Here is a 19,233-nt window from a genome sequence, read left to right on the forward strand (position 1 = left end):
GGTGTCCTCGCCGGACGGGCTTGCTGTGCTCTGTCCTCAAACGCCGGACGGACTGTTTTGGCTGAGGCCGGCCACATCAAGCCCTGACGGGTTGCTGTCGGCCGAGCCCAGCCACATCAAGCCCGTCCGGCCTTGGAGGACACGCCCGCAGGGCGTCTCGCCGCCGCAGGCGGCACAGACGGCCCGCAAGGGCGAAGGACTCGCCGACCAGGCGAGAGGCGCCCGCCGCCGCAGGCGGGCTCAGACAGCCCGGTAGTCAAAGATCCGCCGGCCAGGCTCTAGGCTCCCCTGAAACCCGACAGGGAGCCCGATCGAAAGCTGGGGGAACGACAGCAGATGCGTGCCATCCGAATACTCCTGATCGTCGCCGTCATTCTGGGGGCCCTCTTCACGGCCGCCGACCGGGCGGCGGTCTGGTTCGCCGAGAACGAGGCCGCGGAGAAGATCCGCAGCAGCCAGGGCCTCTCCGGCACCCCCGAGGTCTCCATCAAGGGCTTCCCGTTCCTCACCCAGGTCGCGGGCTCCAGCCTCGACGAGGTCGAGATCAAACTGGACGGCGTCACCGCCAACGCGGGCGACCGCTCGATCCGCGTGACGAGGTTCAAGGCGAAGCTGAACGACGTCGAGATCGACAGCAGCTTCTCCTCCGCCGTCGCACAGCGCGCGACCGGCACCGCGCACATCTCGTACGAGGACCTCACCAAGGCCGCCCAGGACCCCGGGGTGAGTGTCGGCCACGCCGACGCGGGCAGTAACAAGGTCAAGGTCACCGGGAAGGTCTCGGTGTTCGGCCAGACCGTGGAGCGCAGCGTGGTGTCCACGGTCACCGTGGTGGGCAAGGACACCATCCGGGTGCGCGCGGACCAGATCCCCGCCACCGGCTTCCCGGGGGCGGAGGAGATGATCCGTGCGAAGACCGACTTCGACCGGCAGCTCAGCGGGCTGCCCAAGGGCGTCAAGCTCGAGAAGGTCGTCGCGGGCGCCGACGGCGTGGACATCACGTTCAGCGGCGAGAAGGTCAACCTCGCGGGCTGAGCGGGGAATCGGCGGGCGCGCGGGCCTCGGCGCCCGCCTTCCACCACGCCTCACGTCCACGCTGCGAGACACCCCCGTCCGCAGAGCAGAATCCCGCGCCACGCAGGGACTTCCGGGTCTTCCGGGTGGCCGGAACACGTCGTTACCGTCCCACTCCCCGGACGATACTGTCTCACCATTCGACATACCGGTGACACGCCCGCCTGTCCGTCCCTACGATCGGACGCATGAAGCGACAGGCGGACCTCACGAAGCGGCGGGCAGTCGACCTGTGCCGCGTCGCCGCCATGCTCTGTCGCCGTGTCTGACGGGGACCGCTCCCCCGGTTTCCCTCCCGGCCGTCTCGAGGCCGCATCGAACTCCCCGCATCACACGCTGCGTCAGCGCCGCGCACCCATGCCGCCGCGCACCCGCCCAGCACGCGCACATCCGCAATTGCCCCGGAGGAGAACAGCATGAGCCGCCGCAGTGAGGTCCTGGTCGACGCCGACTGGGTCCAGGCCCGCATCGACGACCCCAAGACCGTCATCGTCGAGGTCGACGAGGACACGTCCGCGTACGACAAGAACCACATCAAGAACGCCGTCCGGATCGACTGGAAGCAGGACCTCCAGGACCCGGTCCGCCGCGACTTCGTCGACCAGGCCGGCTTCGAGAAGCTGCTGTCCGCCAAGGGCATCGCCAACGACGACACCGTCGTCCTCTACGGCGGCAACAACAACTGGTTCGCCGCGTACGCCTATTGGTACTTCAAGCTCTACGGCCACCAGGACGTCAAGCTCCTCGACGGCGGCCGCAAGAAGTGGGAGCTCGGCTCCCGCGACCTGGTCGCCGAGGTGCCCCAGCGGGCCGCGACCACGTACAAGGCCCAGCCGCAGGACCTCTCGCTGCGTGCCTTCCGCGACGACGCCGTCAAGGCGATCGGCTCGCTGAACCTGGTCGACGTGCGCTCCCCCGACGAGTTCAGCGGCAAGCTGCTCGCCCCGGCGCACCTCCCGCAGGAGCAGTCGCAGCGCCCCGGCCACATCCCGAGCGCGCGCAACATCCCCTGGTCGAAGTCGGCCAACGACGACGGCACCTTCAAGTCCGACGACGAGCTCAAGGAGATCTACGAGAGCGCGGGCGTGGACCTGGCCAAGGACACCATCGCCTACTGCCGCATCGGCGAGCGCTCCGCGCACACATGGTTCGTGCTGCACGAGCTGCTCGGCCAGGAGAACGTCAAGAACTACGACGGTTCCTGGACCGAGTACGGCTCGCTCGTCGGCGTGCCGATCGAGCTCGGCGCCAACTGACCCTCCCCGCAACTCAGCGACCCGAAGGAAGAACCATGTGTGGAGCAAAGGCAGGCGGCCCCGACGCCTCGACCGTCAAGCCCGGTGAGACCACGATCCAGGGCTCGGTGACGCAGAACGGCCACCCGGTCACCGGTTACGTGCGCCTCCTGGACAGCACCGGCGAGTTCACCGCCGAGGTGCCCACGTCCGCGACCGGACAGTTCCGCTTCTACGCGGCCGAGGGCACCTGGACCGTGCGGGCCCTCGTGCCCGGCGCGACCGCCGACCGCACGGTCGTGGCGCAGAAGGGCGGCCTGGCAGAGGTCGCCATCGCCGTCTGACGGCGACACGAACGGCCGGAGGGCCGCACCCAGGGGTTGGACGCCTTGATGGGGGTGCGGCCCTTCGCGCTGCACGGGGGCCGGTCGTACGGTGGAGCTATGTACGCGCGGAGGCGCCATGTGTACTTCGCCATGATGGGCACGTGCATCGGCCTGTTCGTCCTGGCGTGGTCCGTGGTGCGGCTGTGGTCCGTCCCCGCCGCGGTGGGCATGTGCGTCGTCGCGATGCTGATCCCGCCGGTCGCGGCGATCACGGCCAACCGCCGGGGGCCGGACGACCGCTGGTGGGACGATCCGTCCGGCGACCCCAAGTCGGACGAGTGGTGGGACGAGCTGGACGGTAAACGGTAGGAACGAGCCCGCTGGGGGCACCTCCCAGCGGTAGCCGGGGGAGTTCGAGGACCGGGTCCGGGCGGAGCCCCGGTCGGGCGCGTCAGTAGACCAGCGCCTGCACGCCGTCCCCCATCGCCTCCGCCACGAACACCTGCGCACCCGCGATCCGCGCGCCCTCGATCAGATCCTTCTCCTCGATGCCGCGCCGCGCCGCGCACTGCGTGCACACCGTGATCGTCCCGCCACCCGCCTTGATGCCGTCGATCAGATCCGGCAGCGGCGCCGCGTGCGGCAGCTCGAACTCCGCCGCCCGGCCCGGCAGCGCGAACCACGACGACTCGCCGGTCAGCCACAACGACACCTCGACGCCGCTCGCGACGGCGACGGCCGCCACCGTGAACGCCTGCGAGCACCGCTCGGGCGCGTCCGCGCCCGCCGTCACCTTGATCACGAGCTTCTTCGCCATGCGGCACACCCTATGCGCGGGGCGGCCGACCTCACAGCGCCTCCCGTGAGGCGTCCGACTAGACTCGAAGCGGTCCGTACACCCTCACTCCGACCGAGGAGCGCGCTCGTGCTTGAGGCAGTCTTCACCACCCTGCTGGTCCTGGTCGCCGTCGGCGTCCTCGCATTCACCGGGCTGACCTGGAAGAAGCTGTACCAGGGCCAGCGCTGACCGCTGGTCCCCCGCGCCTCCTCCCTCGTTCTCCTACAGATCGCCTGAGCCCATGATCGAGATTCCGTCCGACCTTCACCCGAGCCTCGTGCCCCTCGTCTTCCTCCTCGGCAAGTGGGAAGGCGCCGGCGTCGCCGACTTCCCCGGTGCCGAGAAGTGCAACTTCGGGCAGGAAGTCACCTTCACGCACGACGGCCGTGACTTCCTCGAGTACACCTCGCACAGCTGGGTGCTCGACGAGGAGGGCAAGATGGTCCGCCCCCTGGAGACCGAGAGCGGCTACTGGCGGATCGACAAGGACCGCAAGCTCGAGGTCGTCATGATCCGCGACCAGGGTGTCGCCGAGGTCTGGTACGGCGAGCTGGCCGACAAGAAGCCGCAGATCGACCTGGCCACGGACGCCGTCGCCCGGACCGCGGCCTCCGGCCCGTACACCGGTGGCAAGCGCCTCTACGGCTACGTCAAGAGCGACCTGATGTGGGTCGGCGAGAAGGCCACCCCCGAGGTGCCGCTGCGCCCCTACATGTCGGCGCACCTGAAGAAGGTCGCCGACCAGGCTGCCCTGGAGGAGTGGGCGAAGAACCTGCCCGACGACATGCCGGACGGCGTCGCGTTCTTCAACCAGGACGGCACGCCCTACACCGGCTGAGCACGACCCACGAGAGCCTCGCTCTCACCACGCCCCGCGGGGGAAGTCCGGTCGAAGTCCGGCGCTGACCCGCAACGGTAGGCGGGAGGACCTGCACGGTCCTCCCGCGAGCCCGATCACCCGCGGCGGCGTCAGCTCCTGACAACTCGCCGTGGACTGCGAGGGGACGCCCCGCGGAACGCGCTCGGGGCCGCTCCTTGGGACGCAGGGACGCGGCCCGAGCCGAAGGCGTCACCCGTGGGGATCCCCTCCCAGGTCACCTCTCCCAGCACGACGGGCCCACCCGGCACACCGCCGGCCCCACGCAGGCTGCCGCTGCCGCCCCTGCTGGCCGGGCTCGGGGCCGCCCTGACCGGCTCGCTGCTGGCATGCATCGGTCTCGGCTCCTCCGGGGTGACCTGGGCACAGACGCTGCGCTATCTGTGGGCGGGGCTCAGCGGCGGGACCATCGCGCCCGACGAGGTCTCCGCCTACACGATCATCTGGGAGCTGCGCTTCCCGCGCGCCCTGCTCGCCGCCGTCGTCGGCGCCGGGCTCTCCGCGATCGGCGTCGCCGTCCAGGCCATGGTCCGCAACGCCCTCGCCGACCCCTTCGTCCTCGGCATCTCCTCCGGTGCCGCCGTCGGGGCGAACGCCGTACTGCTCTTCGGGGCACTGGGCTCGCTCGGTGTGTGGGCGCTGTCCGGAGCGGCCTTCGCCTCCGCGCTCGCCGCCATGCTGCTCGTCTACGCGGCGGCCCGCACCCCGTACGGGCTGACCCCGCTGCGGCTGGTGCTCACCGGCACCGCCATGTACTACGGCTTCTCGGCCGTCACCACCTTGATGGTCTTCAGCGCCGACCGCGGCGAGTCCGCCCGCTCGGCCATGATGTGGCTGCTCGGCAGCCTGGGCGGGGCCACCTGGGCGTCCGTGCCCATCGCGGCGGCCGCCGTGGCGGGCGGGCTCGGCTATCTCCTCTGGTCGGCGCGGAACCTCAACGCCCTCGCCATGGGCGACGAGACCGCGGCCGCGCTCGGGGTGGACCCCGACCGGCTACGCCGCCGGCTCTTCGTCGTCGCGGCGGCCGTCACGGGCGCCGTCGTCGCCGTCAGTGGTGCGATCGGCTTCGTCGGCCTGATGGTCCCGCACGTCACCCGCATGCTCGTGGGCGCCGACCACCGCCGGGTCCTGGCCGTCGCGCCGCTGCTGGGCGCGGTGCTGCTGCTGTGGGTCGACATCGTCTCCCGGCTGCTGCTGGCGCCCGTGGAACTGCCGGTCGGTGCCATCACGGCCGTCATCGGCGTGCCCTGCTTCGTGCTGCTCATGCGGCGCCGCGGCTACACGTTCGGAGGGTCCTAGAGCATGCGGGTCGACATCGAGGACCTGTCGGTCGAGATCGCGGGCGCCCGGCTCGTCACGGACATCGCGCTCCGGGCGGACAGCGGACAGTTCGTCGGCCTGGTCGGGCCCAACGGCAGCGGCAAGTCCACCCTGCTGCGCTGCGTCTACCGCGCCCTGCGGCCGGCCGCGGGCAGCGTCCGCCTCGACGGCGACGATCTGCACGCCCTGAGTCCGCGGGAGAGCGCCCGCAGGCTGGCGGCGCTGCCGCAGGAGTCGGCGAGCGAGTTCGACTTCACCGTCGGCGAGATCGTCGCCATGGGACGGTTGCCGCACCAGAGCGCCGCCGGCCGTGTCACGACGGCCGACACCGAGGTCTGCGCGGCTGCCCTGGAGCGGGTCGGCGCGACCCACCTCGCCGAGCGGGGCTTTTTGACCCTGTCGGGCGGCGAGAAGCAGCGGGTGCTGATCGCGCGGGCCCTGGCACAGCAGCCGAAGGTGCTGGTCCTGGACGAGCCGACGAACCATCTGGACATCGCGCAGCAGCTGGAGGTCCTGGCGCTGGTGCGCGGCTCGGGGCTGACGGTCCTGGCCGCGCTGCACGACCTCAATCTGGCCGCCACCCACTGCGACGCCCTGTACGTCATCGCCGACGGCCGCATCGTCGCCTCCGGGCCGCCGCACGACGTGCTGACCGCCGAGCTGCTCGCCGACGTCTTCGGCGTACGGGCGCACCGGGTGACGCACCCCGAGTCCGGCGCCCCGCAACTGCTCTTCGACCGCCTTCCCGCCAGTTGAGGCTTCCCCCCGATTAAGGACGTGCCATGGCCGCCGCCGCCCGTACCGCCCGTACCCTCACCGCCCTTGTCGCCGCCGTCGCCCTCGCGGGCTGCGGTGCGAAGGTCGACGACTCCGGGGACGGGAAGAGGACCGGGTCCCACGGGGACGGGGTCAGGAGGGGCGCCTCGGCGCACTACCCCGTGACCATCGAGAACTGCGGAGTGAAGACGACGTACGACAAGGCCCCGCAGCGGGTGGTGACCAACGACGTCGGCATCGCGGAGATCATGTTCGCGCTCGGCCTGGAGGACCACATGGCGGGGTATGTGGCGCCGGACTACAAGGGCGACCGGGACGACCGGGCGGCGGCCGCCTGGAAGGACGGCTACAAGAGGGTGAAGTGGCTGTCCAAGAAGGAGATCACCAAGGAGATCGTCCTCGACGCCAAGGCCGATCTCGTCTTCGCGGGCTGGAACTACGGCTTCGGCGAGGGCAACGGCTTCACCCCCGCGTCCCTGGAGAAGCTCGGCATCGGCTCGTACGTGCTGACCGAGTCCTGCCGCAACAACGGCGGCGCCAAGTCCCGCGGCGTGATGCCGCCGCTGGAGGCGCTCTACACGGACCTGGCGACGCTGGGGAAGGTCTTCGACGTCGAGGACCGGGCCGCGAAGCTCATCGCCGGGTTCAAGAAGCAGGTCGCCGACGCACAGGCACAGGTCCCGAAGGACGGCGAGCGGCCCAGCGTCTTCCTCTACGACGACGGCCGGGACAAGCCGCTGACCTCCGGGATGTACGCCGGACCGCACGACATCATCACCAAGGCCGGTGGCGACCATGTGATGAAGGACCTCAAGGACTCCTGGGTGTCGGTCAGCTGGGAGACGGTCGTGGAGCGGAACCCGGACGTCATCGTGATCAACAACTACGGCGACGTCACGGCGGAGCAGAAGAAGAAGTTCCTGAAGTCCTACGCCCCGCTCGCAGGCGTCTCGGCCATCAAGAACGACCGTATTTTCGTCCTCGACTACGTCGATCTCGTCGAGAGCCCCCGCAACCCGGCGGCCATCGCCGCGCTGTCCCAGTACTTGAAGGGGGTCCGCAAGGGCTGAGCGAGCCCGGCAAGGTCCACCAGCCACGCCCTAGACTGGGGGCGTGGTGGACACCGACTGGCAGAGCGATCTCCGTAAGCGCGGCTACCGGCTGACCCCGCAGCGCCAGCTCGTGCTGGAGGCGGTGGACCGGCTGGAGCACGCGACGCCGGACGACATCCTCACCGAGGTCCGCAAGACCGCGGGCGGGGTCAACATCTCCACGGTCTACCGGACGCTGGAGCTGCTGGAGGAGCTGGGGCTGGTCAGCCACGCCCACCTCGGCCACGGCGCCCCCACGTACCACCTGGCCGACCGGCACCACCACATACACCTCGTCTGCCGGGACTGCACGGAGGTGATCGAGGCCGATCTGTCGGTGGCGGAACCCTTCACGGCGACGCTGCGCGAGACGTTCGGCTTCGAGACGGACATGAAACACTTCGCGATCTTCGGGCAGTGCGCCAAGTGCTCCGCGAAAGCGCCGTCCGCCGGGTCGTAGGCTTGTCCGCATGCTGCGTCATACGAAAGCCAGCCCTCTGCTGTCGCTGCCCGGTGCCGTGCCCGCCGAGGGCCCGGACGAGGGCGTCGCCGCGCACTACGGCGACCTGTTCCGCGAGCAGCGCGCGCTCGCCGGCGGGACCGGTTTCGTGGACCTCTCGCACCGCGGGGTGGTCACCGTCACCGGCGCCGACCGGCTGAGCTGGCTGCACCTGCTGATCACCCAGCATGTGAGCGAGCTCCCGGCCGGGCAGGCCACGGAAGCGCTCGTCCTCTCCGCGAACGGCCACATCGAGCACGCGCTGTACCTGGTGGACGACGGCGAGACGACCTGGGCCCACGTGGAGCCCGGCACCCAGGGTGATCTGATCGCCTACCTGGAGAGCATGAAGTTCTTCTACCGGGTCGAGGTCGCCGACCGCACGGACGACTTCGCCGTGGTCCACCTCCCGGCGGGCTCGATCGCCGAGTCCCCCGAGGGCGTCGTGGTGCGCGAGACGCCGCACGGCCGGGACCTGTTCCTGCCGCGCGCGCAGCTCACGGCGTTCGCGGACTCGCACGGCCCGGCGGCGGGCTCCCTCGCCCACGAGGCGCTGCGCGTCGAGGCGCACCGCCCGCGGCTGGGTCTGGAGACCGACCACCGCACCATCCCGCACGAGCTGGGCTGGCTCGGCACGGCAGTCCATCTGCAGAAGGGCTGCTACCGCGGCCAGGAGACGGTCGCCCGCGTCCACAACCTGGGGAAGCCGCCGCGCCGGCTGGTCTTCCTGCACCTGGACGGCAGCGACGTGAAGCTGCCCGGCCACGGTGCGCCGGTCCGCCTCGCGGCGGACGGCGCGGAGGGCCGCCAGCTGGGCTTCATCACCACCTCGGCCCGCCACCACGAGCTGGGCCCGATCGCCCTGGCCCTGGTGAAGCGGAACGTCCCCGTGGACGCGGCGCTGGTGGTCGGCGAGGGGACGGCGGCGGCGCAGGAGGTCGTGGTCGAGCCGTAGCCGTGGCGCCTGCCGCTGGGCTTGTCGGGATACGGCCTCGGCCCGAGACGGGCCTTCCAGCCTCCGGCTGGGGTTGAGGTCGGTTCGGCACGGTTCGGCACCGTCGTCGGCCTCCGGCCGGGGGCACATCGGTCCGGCAGTTCGGCACCGCCGGAGCGCGCCGTCGGGGCGCGGCGCCGTTGCGGCGGAATGGAGGGGCCGGGCCTGCCCCTCCACACCTGGCGGCACCCCACACCGCGCCAGCGGTCCGGTAAAGCCGGGACGGCGCCGTTGCGGCGGATTGGGGGGCTGGGCCCCTCCCTGCCCCTGGGGTTCCCTCACACCTCCAGCAAAACCGTGAAGGGGCCGTTGTTCGTCAGGGAGACCTTCATGTCCGCGCCGAAGCGGCCCGTTGCCACTTCGGCGCCCAGGGCGCGCAGCTGGGTGACCACCTCGTCGACCAAGGGTTCCGCGACGGGACCCGGTGCCGCCGCGTTCCATGTGGGGCGGCGGCCCTTGCGGGCGTCACCGTAGAGAGTGAACTGCGAGATCACCAGCAGCGGTGCGCCCACGTCCGAGCAGGACTTCTCCTCGTCGAGGATCCGCAGCGACCACAGCTTGCGCGCCAGCTGCGCGGCCTTCGCCTCAGTGTCCTCGTGCGTCACTCCGACAAGCACACACAACCCCTCGCCGAGGATCTCGCCGACCACCGCACCGTCCACGACGACGCTCGCGCCGTCCACTCTCTGCACCACTGCACGCATACGGACCATGATGCCCTGCGTCCATCCAGGGCTGTTCGGGTGCGGAGCCCCTGCGGGCGGGGCGGACACAGTGGCACGATGCGTACAGGCGGTGCGCATGCGGGCAACGTGATGTGACCGCACACCGCCCGAGGGGACGGATACGCATGCCCACACCCACCGAGGACGGCCCCATGCTCAAGGCAGTGGACAGTCTCAACCCCCGCCCGCCGAGCCAGCGTTCCGGCAGGTTCGCGGACGTCCCCGTGCGGCGGCTGGGCGACCTGCGGCTCGCGGAGCTGCGCGCGGTGCGCCGGGACGCCCAGCGCGACGAGGCGGACCTCAGCTATGTGCGGCGGCTGCTCCAGGGCCGCATCGACATCCTGCGGGCCGAGCTGGCCCGTCGCGCGACCCCGGGCTCGCCCCTCATGGAGCGGCTCGTCGTCGACCGGCTGTCGGAGATCCTCGCGGACGTGCCGTCGGCCCACCGCTCCTCCGCCCGCCATGTGACGCTCGGAACACCGCACAGCGAGGAGTTCCGCCGGCTGGCCGAGGACATGCTCTCCGAGGTGGAGCTGTCCGACCTGGCCGCCCGGACGGACCACGAGCTGCACGAGGGGATGGCCCGCCTCGTGGCCTACGAGCGGCAGGTCTCCGGCCGCCGCCGGCAGCTGCAGCGCACGACCGACGATTGCAGTGCCGAGATCGCCCGCAGGTACCGTGAAGGGGAAGCACAAGTAGACGACCTCCTCTCGTGAGACCTCCGGGGGGCGGTCCGCGCCACCTCCCCCCGGAAAGTCGACGATGACCTCCTCGCCCCTCGCGCCCTCCCCCGCCCACGGCATACCCCCGGTTCTCGCCGAGGTCGTACGTTCCGGCTTCGTCGAAGGCCATCACCGCGGCTCGCTGGTGCTGCTGGCCGCCGACGGAAGCGTCGAGCTGGCGCTCGGCGACCCGGCGGCCCCGGTCTACCCGCGCTCGGCCAACAAGCCCATGCAGGCCGCCGCCATGCTGCGGGCCGGGCTGGAGCTGTCCGGCGAGCGCCTGGCCCTGGCGGCGGCCAGCCACTCCGGCGAGGGCTTCCACCTGGAGCTGGTGCGCACGATGCTCACCGAGTTCGGCCTCCGCGAAAGCGATCTCCAGACCCCGGCCGACCTGCCGCTGGACCCGGTCGAGGCCGAGTCCTACCTGGCGGCGGGCCAGGTCCGCGACCGCGTCACGATGAACTGCTCCGGCAAGCACGCGGCCATGATCGCCACCAGCGCCGCCAACGGCTGGCCGCTGGACTCCTACCTCGACCCCGCCCACCCGCTCCAGCGTCTGGTGCTGGAGGTCGTGCAGGAGGCGAGCGGCGAGCGCGTCGCCCACATCGGTACGGACGGCTGCGGGGCCCCGCTGATGGCCCTGACACTCACCGGCCTGGCCCGCGCCTTCCGCACCTTCGTCCTGGCCGCGCCGGGCACCCCCGAGCGCCGGGTGGCGGACGCCATGCGCGCCCACCCGGAGTACGTGGCCGGCACCCGCCGTCCCGACACCTGGCTGATGCGCGAGGTGCCCGGCGTGCTGTCGAAGATGGGCGCCGAGTCCGTCCAGGCCGTGGCCCTCCCGGACGGCCGCGCCCTCGCCTTCAAGATCGACGACGGCGCCCCGCGCGCCATGGGCCCCGTCCTGGCCCGCGCCCTGGAGCTGCTCGGCGTCGACTCCCCCGTCGTGGCCCGCATCGGCGAGATGCCGCTGCTGGGCGGCGCGGAGCGGGTGGGCTCGATACGAGCGGCGTTCTGAGGGCCCGCCGGCACGCGGACGGCGCACACCGTGGGCCGCACGGGGAAAATTACGTGCGGCCCACGCCACTGGTTGCCTAGCGTGACGGCATGAGCATCGAAGTCCGCGCGATCGAAGAATCCGACCTCTCCGACTGGAGCCGCGCCCTGCGCACCGGCTTCCTCATGCCCCCCGCGGTGACCAGGAAAGAGATCGAGTTCCGCCGCGCGGGCATCGATGTCGAGCGGACCCAGGGTGCCTTCGACGACGGGCGCTGCGTCGCCACCTTCCGCAGCTTCCCGCAGCGGATCACCGTGCCCGGCGGCGCCGCGGTGGCATCGTCCGCGGTCTCCAATGTCACCGTCTCCCCGACGCACCGCCGGCGCGGGCTGCTCAGCCGCATGATGGACCGCGATCTGCGGGCCGCCAAGGAGCGCGGCGAGGCCGCCTCGACGCTGATCTCCGCCGAGTACCCGATCTACGGCCGGTACGGCTACGGTCCGGCCGTCTGGGTCACCGAATGGGAGATCGACGTCCCCCGCGCCGGGCTCGACCGGCGCTACGCGGGCCCGGCGGACGGCGGGCGCGTCGACCTCGTCGACGTACGGCGCCTCGGCCCCGTCCTCCACGAGCGGCTGCGGGGCGTACGGCACGGCGTCGTCGACCGCGACACGCAGTGGTGGCAGACCCGCACGGGCGAGCCGCCGAAACCCGGCTACCCCTGGACGGAGCCCTTCTACGCCGTCCACCGCTCCGCCTCCGGCAGCGTCGACGGCCTCCTCGTCTACACCGCCGACGACGTGTGGGACGCCAAGCTGTCGCAGACCACGGCCACCGTCCGCGACTGCTTCGCGGTCACCCCCGAGGCCGAACGCGCCCTGTGGCACTTTCTGTTGTCGGTCGACTGGATCATCAAGGTCCGCACCGGCCTCCGCGCCCCCGACGACCTGCTGCCGCTCCTGCTGCCCGACCCCCGCGCGGCCCGGACGGTCACGCACGCCGACTTCCTGTGGCTGCGGCCCCTCGACGTACCGGCGCTGCTCCAGGCCCGTACGTACGCCACCACGGGCTCCCTCGTCCTCGACATCGCCGACCCGGCCGGGCTCGCCGCCGGCCGCTATCTCCTGGAGGCCGGGCCGGACGGTGCCTCCTGCACCGCCACCACGCGTCCGGCCGATCTCTCGCTGCCCGTCGGCGAATTGGGCACCCTGTACCTCGGCGACGAGTCCGCCACCCGGCTCGCCGCCCTGGGCCGGGTCACGGAGGAACGCCCGGTGCGCTCACCCTCGCGGACACACTGCTGCGCACGGCGCGCCGACCGTGGTGCCCGGACATCTTCTGCCGGCTCTCCGCTTCCGGCCCGGCTCTCCGCCCACACCTTCACACCCAAGTGCCCCGGGAAATAACGGACTTCCCGGGGCGCTTGGGCTGAGTGAATGAATGGTTGATCAAGGCCGCTTGACCTCAACCATGCTTGAGGTTGGAAGCTTCTTCTCAGCGGCCCACCGGCCGCCCCACGATTTTGAGATTTCCGTTGCCAGGGGGGACCCCATGTCCGACAGCCCGTACCGCCTCGCCGTCATCGTCGCCTCCACCCGCGAGGGCCGCTTCGGCCCCACGGTGGCCGGCTGGTTCGCCGAGCAGACCGCCCAGCGCACCGACATCGACGTGGACGTCATAGACCTCGCCGACCACCCGCTGCCGGTGAACCTGTCCAGCGACCCCGGCCCGGAGGCCGCCGCCCTCCTCGCCAAGGTGTCCCCGCGGCTCGCCGAGGCCGACGCCTTCGTCGTCATCACCCCCGAGTACAACCACAGCTACCCGGCCTCGGTGAAGAACCTCATCGACTGGCACTACACCCAGTGGCAGGCCAAGCCGGTCGGCTTCATCTCCTACGGCGGCCTCTCCGGTGGTCTGCGCGCCGTCGAGCACCTGCGCCCGGTCTTCGCCGAGCTGCACGCCGTGACCATCCGCGAGACGATCAGCTTCCACAGCCCGTGGGGCAAGTTCGACGACAACGGCCGCCACCTGGACGAGGAGGCCGGCACGGCCGCCGCCGGTGCCGCGAAGGTCATGCTCGACCAGCTCACCTGGTGGGCCCAGGCCCTGCGCGAGGCCCGCGCCACCCGCCCGTACGGCAACTGAGCCCCGTGCCAGGCCGCTTCGACGCTCTCCGCGCAGGTACGGGGGTCCTGCGCGGATTGTCCTGCCGACGGCGGGCCGTCTTGCCGCCTGCGGCGGCGGACGGGCTGAAATGAGCCCGTCCGGCGCCCCCGGACACCGCCGCGCAGCGGAGGTGCACTGGGTCATCCCTGCGGGACGGCAACGTGCTGGCCGAGGCCGCCGTCGATGTGCAGCTTCTCGCCCGTGGTGAACGTCGCGTCCACGGCCAGGAACAGCGCGGCGCGCGCCACCTCGTCGGCCGAGCCGTGCCGGCGCATCGGCGTGACGGCGTCACCGACCTGCTGCATGGCCTCGAACTCCTCGGGGCTCAGGCCCTGCACGCCCCCACTGGGGGTGTCGATGAAGCCGGGAGACACCGCGTTGACGCGGATGCCCTGCCCCACCAGCTCCGACGCGAGCACCTGGGCGAAGGACCACAGGGCCGACTTCGTACCGGAGTAGACGGCCATGCCGGGGTAGCCCATGATGTCGGCGACCGAAGTGGTGAAGACGATCGAGCCGCCCTGCGCGATCAGCGGCAGCAGTCGCTGCACGGTGAAGAACGCACCCTTGGTGTTCACCGCGAACTGCTTGTCGTAGCTCTCCTCGGTGACCTGCCCGACCGGGGCCAGCTCCGATATGCCCGCGTTGATGAAGAGGTGGTCGATCCGGCCGAGCTTCTCCCGCACCGTGTCGCCGAGCGCCGCGATGGCGGCCATGTCGGACGCGTCGGAGCTGACCACATGGGCCGAGGAGCCGAGCTCGGTCCGCGCGTCCTGGAGGTTCTGGGGGTTGCGGCCGGTCAGCAGGACCTCCGCGCCGCCCTCGACGAGCCGCTTGCCGATGGCCAGTCCCATGCCCATCGTCCCACCGATGACGACGGCCTTCTTACCCGCATACGTGGTCATGTCCCGCTGCTCCCTGGGGTGTTCCGGCGGCTTCCGCGTGCCGCCGGGTTCGTGGTGCCCACTGTGCCGAGGGGCGCTGTGGGTTTCCTGACGGTCCGCTGTCGGTGGGGCGGGTTACGGTTTCGGCATGGGGTTCGGGGGACGGTTCGGGGTGCTGGGGCCGCTGGTGGTCCGGGACGGCGCGGGGAAGCCGGTCAGGGTGCCGGAGGCCAAGGTCCGGGCGCTGCTGGCCGACCTGCTGGTGCACGAGGGGCGGCCGGTCTCCGCCGACCGGCTGATCGACGATCTGTGGGCCGCCGACCTCCCGGCCCACCCCGCCAACGCCCTGCAGAACAAGGTCTCCCAGCTGCGCCGCGTCCTCGGCCGTGAGGGCGTGGTGCGTCAGCCCCCCGGATACCGGCTGCGGCTCGACGACGGCGACGTGGACGCGGACCGCTTCCAGGCCCTGGTGGCCCGCGCCCGCGCCACACAAGACCCGCGGGCGCGGGCGGCCCTGCTGACCGAGGCGCTCGGACTGTGGCGCGGCCCGGCCTACGCCGACTTCGCCGACGAGGAGTTCGCCCGTACGGCGGCGCTGCGCCTGGAGGAGCAGCGGCTGACCGTCCTGGAGGAGCGGGCCGAGGCGCGGCTGGCGGCGGGCGAGCACGGCGCGCTCGTCGGGGAGCTCACCGCCCTCGTGGCCCGCCACCCGCTGCGCGAGCGGTTGCGCGCCGCCCAGCTGCGGGCGCTGTACCGCGCGGGGCGGCAGAGCGAGGCCCTCGCCTCGTACGCCGAGCTGCGCGTCCGGCTGGCCGAGGAGCTGGGCCTGGACCCGGGTCCCGAACTGGCCGCGCTCCACCGGTCGATCCTCGACCAGGCCCCGGACCTGACCAGCGCGCCTGCCCCCGCCGCCCGCCCGGGCGGGCGTCTGCCCACCCCGCTCACCCCCCTGGTCGGCCGGGAGCGGGCGGTGGCCGAGGCGAGCGCCCTGCTCACAGCCGGGCGCCTGGTGACCCTCACCGGCCCCGGCGGGGTCGGCAAGACCCGCCTCGCGATCGAGACCGCCGCCCGGCACGCCGAGGCCTTCCCCGACGGAGTCCACCTCGTGGAGCTCGCCGGGCAGCGCGGTTCCCTCGCCGACCTCACCGAAGTGATCGCCACCGAGCTGGGCCTCCGCGACGACGGGGCCTCGGGCATGCCCGTGCCCGCCGCGGCCACCGCGCCCGCCGACCGGCTGGCAGCGGCCCTCCGCGACCGCCGCGCCCTGCTCGTCCTGGACAACTGCGAGCACGTCGTGGAGCACGTCGCGCACCTCACGGCCCTGCTGCTGCGGGCCGCGCCCGGGCTGCGCGTCCTGGCCACCAGCCAGGAGCCGCTGGGGCTCGCGGGCGAGGCCGTGCGGGCGGTGGAACCGCTGCCCGCCGCCGAAGCGGTGCGCCTCTTCGCGGCCCGCGCGGCGGCCGCCGCCCCTGGATTCGTGCTCGACGCGACGACCACCGGGGCCGTCGAGGAGATCTGCCGACGGCTCGACGGCCTCCCCCTGGCCCTGGAACTCGCGGCCACGCGCGTGCGCGCGCTGGGCGTACACGAACTGGCCGACCGCCTCGACGACCGCTTCCGCGTCCTGACGGGCACCCACCGCGGCGCCCCACCGCGCCAGCAGACCCTCCGCGCGATGATCGACTGGAGCTGGGAGCTGCTGACGGCCCCCGAGCGCATCGTGCTGCGCCGCCTCGCCGCGCACACCGACGGCTGCACGCTACGGGCCGCCGAGACGGTCTGCGCGGGCGACGGCGTACGGGCCGAAGAGGTCCTCGACCTGCTGGCCCGCCTGGTCGACCGCTCCCTGGTGGTCATGACGGACGGCCGCCGGGGCCCGCGCTACCGCCTCCTCGAATCGGTCGCCGCGTACGGCACGGAACGCCTGCGGGACATGGCGGACCTCGAGCCCGTACGCGCCCGCCACCTGCACCACTACACCGAACTGGCCGAGCGCGCCGCGCCGCGCCTCCGCGGCCCCGAACAGGACCACTGGCTCGCCGTCCTCGACGCCGAGACCGCGAATCTGCGCACAGCCCTCGACACCGCGATCCGGCAGGGCCCGGCACGGACGGCGCTGCGGCTGACCGCCGCCCTGTCGTGGTACTGGCTGCTGCGCGGCCGGCTCGGGGAAGCGCGGCGGTCGCTGGAGAGCGCGCTGAAGGCGGCGGCCCCCACCGGCGCGGACGCGCTCCCCCTACAGGCCGAAGTCCGTTCCCTCTGGGGCAGCTTCGCGTTGCTGTCGGGCGCCCGGACGCCGCTGACCTTGGCGGAGGAGACGGCGGACGCGGGGCCCTGCCCGCAGGCCCAGTGGTTCCGCTCGTACGCCCTGACCAACGCGGGCGACCAGGTGGGCGCGGAGGCGCTCGTCGAACTCGCCCTGGCCGGTTTCCGCGAGCGGAGCGACCGGTGGGGCATCGCGGCGGCGCTCGGCCGGCGGGCGATGGACGCCCTGATCCGCGACGACATGGCGACGCTGAAACACGACGGCGAGCGCAGCGCGGAGCTGTTCCGGGAACTGGGCGACCGCTGGGGCCAGTTGCAGAGCGTCTCACCGCTGGCCGCGCTCGCGGAGATCAGCGGCGACTACGAGCGGGCCGGGAGCATCCTCCGGGACGGGCTGCGCCTGGCCGAGGAGCTCGGTCTGCGGGCCGAGGTCTCCTCGCGGCTGTCCGGCCTCGGCCGGCTCGCCCTGCTGGCCGGGGACCTGGACGGGGCGCGCGAGCTGCACGAGCGGGCGCGGCGGATCGCCGCCGAGCAGAGCTTCACCTTCGGCGAGATATACGCCGAGATGGGCCTCGCCCTGGGAGCCCGCCGGGAGGGCGACCTGCCCACCGCCGAGTCCCACCTCCGCCGGATCCGGGAATGGTACGAGCAGGTGACGCCGGAGCCCGCGGGCAACGCGCTGATCCTCGCCGAACTGGGCTTCGTCGCCGAACAGCGCGGCGACGCGGACGCCGCGCGGACCCTGCACCTCCAGGGCCTGGAGGCCGCCCGCCTGACCGGCGGCCCCCGTGCCGTCGCCCTGGCCCTGGAGGGCCTTTCGGGGGTCGAGGTCCTGTCCGGGGCCCCCGAGCGGGCCGCCTTCCTCCTCGGCACGGCGGCGGCCACCCGGGAGTCGGCGGGCGCGCCCCTGCCGCCCGCCGAGCGCGGCGACGTCGACCGGATCACGACGGCGGCTGAGGCCGCCATGGGAAAGGCGGCCTTCGCGGAGGCGTTCGAGCGGGGCCGGTTCCCTGCCGGGGACGGGCTCCCTGCCGGGGGCCGGGCCGCTTCGGTCGGCTCGGGCCGGTGGCCGACGGGGTAGGCGGTCCCCGCCGGGCCTCAGTTCCGCGCAGGGTCGTCAGCCGCCCTGGTGCAGCTGGTGCCTCCCGGCGGCTTTCGGCGGCTCCGGCGGCTGCCGGGGAGCGAACCTCCGGGCGGCGCCTGGTGAACGGGCCGGATCCCGTCGTGATCCGCCGGACAGGCGTCAGTCGACAAGGGCCAGTTCCGCGACAACCGCCTTGTGATCAGAGCCCCGCACAACGTGTTCGCTGACCGAGACCGCCGCCAGCCCCCTGCCGTGCAGGACGTGGTCGAGCTGGAGCAGGGACGGCATGGCCGAGGCGTCGGCCGGCCAGGTCGGCGCCCAGCCGCGGCCGAGTTCCGCGTGGGAGTCGGTGAGCCCCGCGGACAGCAGCTTCCGCATGGGCGCGTGGTCGAGGGTCGCGTTGAAGTCCCCGAGGAACACCGTGTCCCGCCCCGAGTCCACCGCCTCCGCCCGCAGCTCCCGCATGTCCCGCGCCCAGCGCCCGGCATCGCCCAGCGGGTAGAGCGTATGGACCGCCACCAGCCGCACCGTGCGCCCGCCGACCTTGACCGCGGCCGTCGTCTGCGGCCACACCGTGGCCCGGCCACGCAGCAGACCGCCACCCGTCAACGGCAGCCGCGAGTAGAGCGAGGAATCCGACTCCGGGTGCAGCTCCCGGTGCGGCATCAACTCGGCCATGCCCGCCTTGTCGAGCGCCGCGATCGCCTGCGGCGTCAACTCCTCCACGGCCAGCACGTCCAGCCGCTCGGCACGGACGAGCCGGACCAGCGCCTCTGGATCGACCGCACCCACATGCGTGTTGCTCGTGGCCACCCGCAACCGCGGCGCGCCCGCCGGCACGGGTTCCCTGTCGGGAACGAACCGGGGCACCGACCAGGCCAGCTCCGTCACGACCAGCACAGCCGCCACCGCCGCGACCCACCACGACCGCAACACCAGCAACACGACCAGGACCACCACGGTGCCGGCCACGGCGTACGGGAACCCGGCCATCGGCATCGCGAGCCAGGTCCCGTCGTCCAACGATGTGGCTCGCGCCGCGATGAGGACGGCTGCGCCTGCCAGGGCTGTCGCGCAGGCGATCTGTAGGGCTGTCCTCATGGGACGTGGCATTCTCACGGCTGCCATTTTGCGGTGTCCACGGTTGCCGCTGCGCGGCGGGCTTTGACGGTTGCCTTGTGCGGCGCCGTTGCCGCTGCGCGGCGGGCTTTGACCTTTGCCTTGTGCGGCGGCGTTTCCCGCTGCGCGGGCTGTTGCCGCTGCGCGGGGCTGTGACAGGTCGGTGCCGGGCCTCCGGGGGCGGGGGGGGGGGGGGGGGGGGGGGGGGGGGGGGTGGGAGAAACCCCCCCACCCCCCCCC

At 72.5% G+C, this 19,233-nt stretch carries 19 protein-coding genes and 1 pseudogene; 16 read left to right on the forward strand and 4 right to left on the reverse strand.

Translation table 11 applies throughout. The features are described 5' to 3' along the window. Positions 1 to 336: 336 nt before the first annotated feature. The 5 genes from ACZ53N_RS20540 (at position 337) to ACZ53N_RS20560 (ending at position 3,004) form a co-directional block, all read left to right on the forward strand. Positions 337 to 1,035 (forward strand): LmeA family phospholipid-binding protein, encoded by a 699-nt coding sequence (locus ACZ53N_RS20540; protein WP_469142254.1) that lies wholly within the window; start codon positions 337 to 339, stop codon positions 1,033 to 1,035. 227 nt (positions 1,036 to 1,262) lie between these two features. After that, on the forward strand, positions 1,263 to 1,343 hold the full coding sequence (locus ACZ53N_RS20545) for a putative leader peptide (protein WP_356454418.1): 81 nt from the start codon (positions 1,263 to 1,265) through the stop codon (positions 1,341 to 1,343). A 147-nt stretch (positions 1,344 to 1,490) separates the two neighbouring features. Further along, positions 1,491 to 2,330 carry a sulfurtransferase gene (locus ACZ53N_RS20550; protein ID WP_469142255.1) on the forward strand — a complete coding sequence of 280 codons (840 nt, stop codon included), beginning with the start codon at positions 1,491 to 1,493 and terminating at the stop codon, positions 2,328 to 2,330. 35 nt (positions 2,331 to 2,365) lie between these two features. Then, positions 2,366 to 2,653: a DUF1416 domain-containing protein gene (locus ACZ53N_RS20555; protein ID WP_469142256.1), complete on the forward strand. Its 288-nt coding sequence runs from the start codon at positions 2,366 to 2,368 to the stop codon at positions 2,651 to 2,653. A 99-nt stretch (positions 2,654 to 2,752) separates the two neighbouring features. Further along, positions 2,753 to 3,004, forward strand: a complete 252-nt coding sequence (locus ACZ53N_RS20560; RefSeq protein ID WP_469142257.1) for a DUF3099 domain-containing protein — start codon at positions 2,753 to 2,755, stop codon at positions 3,002 to 3,004. Positions 3,005 to 3,086: 82 nt separating this feature from the next. Here ACZ53N_RS20560 and ACZ53N_RS20565 read toward each other — a convergent pair whose 3' ends face one another. Then, positions 3,087 to 3,452: a DsrE family protein gene (locus ACZ53N_RS20565; RefSeq protein ID WP_469142258.1), complete on the reverse strand. Its 366-nt coding sequence runs from the start codon at positions 3,450 to 3,452 to the stop codon at positions 3,087 to 3,089. Positions 3,453 to 3,714: 262 nt separating this feature from the next. Here ACZ53N_RS20565 and ACZ53N_RS20570 point away from each other — a divergent pair, with 262 nt between their 5' ends. From ACZ53N_RS20570 to ygfZ, 6 genes are all read left to right on the forward strand, one after another. Beyond that, positions 3,715 to 4,311: a heme-binding beta-barrel domain-containing protein gene (locus ACZ53N_RS20570; protein ID WP_469142259.1), complete on the forward strand. Its 597-nt coding sequence runs from the start codon at positions 3,715 to 3,717 to the stop codon at positions 4,309 to 4,311. A 243-nt stretch (positions 4,312 to 4,554) separates the two neighbouring features. Next, the gene (locus tag ACZ53N_RS20575; RefSeq protein WP_469142275.1) at positions 4,555 to 5,649 is read left to right on the forward strand and encodes a FecCD family ABC transporter permease; all 1,095 of its coding nucleotides are present in this window, start codon (positions 4,555 to 4,557) and stop codon (positions 5,647 to 5,649) included. A gap of 3 nt (positions 5,650 to 5,652) precedes the next feature. Continuing rightward, entirely contained in the window at positions 5,653 to 6,426 is a 774-nt protein-coding gene (locus tag ACZ53N_RS20580; protein WP_469142260.1) for an ABC transporter ATP-binding protein, read from the forward strand. Positions 6,427 to 6,452: 26 nt separating this feature from the next. After that, positions 6,453 to 7,517 (forward strand): ABC transporter substrate-binding protein, encoded by a 1,065-nt coding sequence (locus ACZ53N_RS20585; protein WP_469142261.1) that lies wholly within the window; start codon positions 6,453 to 6,455, stop codon positions 7,515 to 7,517. 43 nt (positions 7,518 to 7,560) lie between these two features. After that, positions 7,561 to 7,998, forward strand: coding sequence for a Fur family transcriptional regulator (locus tag ACZ53N_RS20590; protein ID WP_469142262.1), 438 nt, complete (start codon positions 7,561 to 7,563; stop codon positions 7,996 to 7,998). A 10-nt stretch (positions 7,999 to 8,008) separates the two neighbouring features. After that, positions 8,009 to 8,992 (forward strand): CAF17-like 4Fe-4S cluster assembly/insertion protein YgfZ, encoded by a 984-nt coding sequence (gene ygfZ, locus ACZ53N_RS20595; protein ID WP_469142263.1) that lies wholly within the window; start codon positions 8,009 to 8,011, stop codon positions 8,990 to 8,992. Between the two features lie 317 nt (positions 8,993 to 9,309). Here the strand turns inward: ygfZ and dtd are convergent, their stop codons facing one another. Then, positions 9,310 to 9,735 (reverse strand): D-aminoacyl-tRNA deacylase, encoded by a 426-nt coding sequence (dtd, locus tag ACZ53N_RS20600; RefSeq protein WP_184736266.1) that lies wholly within the window; start codon positions 9,733 to 9,735, stop codon positions 9,310 to 9,312. A 146-nt stretch (positions 9,736 to 9,881) separates the two neighbouring features. Here dtd and ACZ53N_RS20605 point away from each other — a divergent pair, with 146 nt between their 5' ends. From ACZ53N_RS20605 to ACZ53N_RS20620, 4 genes and pseudogenes are all read left to right on the forward strand, one after another. Continuing rightward, positions 9,882 to 10,472 carry an RsiG family protein gene (locus ACZ53N_RS20605; protein ID WP_469142264.1) on the forward strand — a complete coding sequence of 197 codons (591 nt, stop codon included), beginning with the start codon at positions 9,882 to 9,884 and terminating at the stop codon, positions 10,470 to 10,472. Positions 10,473 to 10,518: 46 nt separating this feature from the next. Beyond that, a complete protein-coding gene (locus ACZ53N_RS20610) occupies positions 10,519 to 11,496 on the forward strand; it encodes an asparaginase (protein ID WP_469142265.1) in 978 nt (325 codons plus the stop codon). 89 nt (positions 11,497 to 11,585) lie between these two features. Further along, a pseudogene (locus ACZ53N_RS20615) lies at positions 11,586 to 12,814 on the forward strand (GNAT family N-acetyltransferase); the annotation flags it as partial. Between the two features lie 212 nt (positions 12,815 to 13,026). Beyond that, a complete protein-coding gene (locus tag ACZ53N_RS20620; RefSeq protein ID WP_469142266.1) occupies positions 13,027 to 13,620 on the forward strand; it encodes an NADPH-dependent FMN reductase in 594 nt (197 codons plus the stop codon). A 161-nt stretch (positions 13,621 to 13,781) separates the two neighbouring features. Here the strand turns inward: ACZ53N_RS20620 and ACZ53N_RS20625 are convergent, their stop codons facing one another. Beyond that, complete coding sequence (locus ACZ53N_RS20625) at positions 13,782 to 14,546, reverse strand: SDR family oxidoreductase (RefSeq protein ID WP_469142267.1); 765 nt, start codon at positions 14,544 to 14,546, stop codon at positions 13,782 to 13,784. Between the two features lie 127 nt (positions 14,547 to 14,673). Between ACZ53N_RS20625 and ACZ53N_RS20630 the strand changes: the two genes are divergently transcribed. Continuing rightward, positions 14,674 to 17,871: an AfsR/SARP family transcriptional regulator gene (locus ACZ53N_RS20630; RefSeq protein ID WP_469142268.1), complete on the forward strand. Its 3,198-nt coding sequence runs from the start codon at positions 14,674 to 14,676 to the stop codon at positions 17,869 to 17,871. A 162-nt stretch (positions 17,872 to 18,033) separates the two neighbouring features. Here ACZ53N_RS20630 and ACZ53N_RS20635 read toward each other — a convergent pair whose 3' ends face one another. Further along, positions 18,034 to 18,975: an endonuclease/exonuclease/phosphatase family protein gene (locus ACZ53N_RS20635; protein ID WP_469142269.1), complete on the reverse strand. Its 942-nt coding sequence runs from the start codon at positions 18,973 to 18,975 to the stop codon at positions 18,034 to 18,036. Positions 18,976 to 19,233: the final 258 nt, after the last annotated feature.

Source organism: Streptomyces sp. NPDC033229 (genome assembly GCF_055576875.1).

Bases quoted from the DNA above. Each gene is read 5' to 3' on its own strand.
- ACZ53N_RS20540 (WP_469142254.1), top strand. From the start codon at position 337: ATGCGTGCCATCCGAATACTCCTGATCGTCGCCGTCATTCTGGGGGCC.
- ACZ53N_RS20545 (WP_356454418.1), top strand. From the start codon at position 1,263: ATGAAGCGACAGGCGGACCTCACGAAGCGGCGGGCAGTCGACCTGTGC.
- ACZ53N_RS20550 (WP_469142255.1), top strand. From the start codon at position 1,491: ATGAGCCGCCGCAGTGAGGTCCTGGTCGACGCCGACTGGGTCCAGGCC.
- ACZ53N_RS20555 (WP_469142256.1), top strand. From the start codon at position 2,366: ATGTGTGGAGCAAAGGCAGGCGGCCCCGACGCCTCGACCGTCAAGCCC.
- ACZ53N_RS20560 (WP_469142257.1), top strand. From the start codon at position 2,753: ATGTACGCGCGGAGGCGCCATGTGTACTTCGCCATGATGGGCACGTGC.
- ACZ53N_RS20565 (WP_469142258.1), bottom strand. From the start codon at position 3,452: ATGGCGAAGAAGCTCGTGATCAAGGTGACGGCGGGCGCGGACGCGCCC.
- ACZ53N_RS20570 (WP_469142259.1), top strand. From the start codon at position 3,715: ATGATCGAGATTCCGTCCGACCTTCACCCGAGCCTCGTGCCCCTCGTC.
- ACZ53N_RS20580 (WP_469142260.1), top strand. From the start codon at position 5,653: ATGCGGGTCGACATCGAGGACCTGTCGGTCGAGATCGCGGGCGCCCGG.
- ACZ53N_RS20585 (WP_469142261.1), top strand. From the start codon at position 6,453: ATGGCCGCCGCCGCCCGTACCGCCCGTACCCTCACCGCCCTTGTCGCC.
- ygfZ (WP_469142263.1), top strand. From the start codon at position 8,009: ATGCTGCGTCATACGAAAGCCAGCCCTCTGCTGTCGCTGCCCGGTGCC.
- dtd (WP_184736266.1), bottom strand. From the start codon at position 9,735: ATGCGTGCAGTGGTGCAGAGAGTGGACGGCGCGAGCGTCGTCGTGGAC.
- ACZ53N_RS20605 (WP_469142264.1), top strand. From the start codon at position 9,882: ATGCCCACACCCACCGAGGACGGCCCCATGCTCAAGGCAGTGGACAGT.
- ACZ53N_RS20610 (WP_469142265.1), top strand. From the start codon at position 10,519: ATGACCTCCTCGCCCCTCGCGCCCTCCCCCGCCCACGGCATACCCCCG.
- ACZ53N_RS20620 (WP_469142266.1), top strand. From the start codon at position 13,027: ATGTCCGACAGCCCGTACCGCCTCGCCGTCATCGTCGCCTCCACCCGC.
- ACZ53N_RS20625 (WP_469142267.1), bottom strand. From the start codon at position 14,546: ATGACCACGTATGCGGGTAAGAAGGCCGTCGTCATCGGTGGGACGATG.
- ACZ53N_RS20630 (WP_469142268.1), top strand. From the start codon at position 14,674: ATGGGGTTCGGGGGACGGTTCGGGGTGCTGGGGCCGCTGGTGGTCCGG.
- ACZ53N_RS20635 (WP_469142269.1), bottom strand. From the start codon at position 18,975: ATGAGGACAGCCCTACAGATCGCCTGCGCGACAGCCCTGGCAGGCGCA.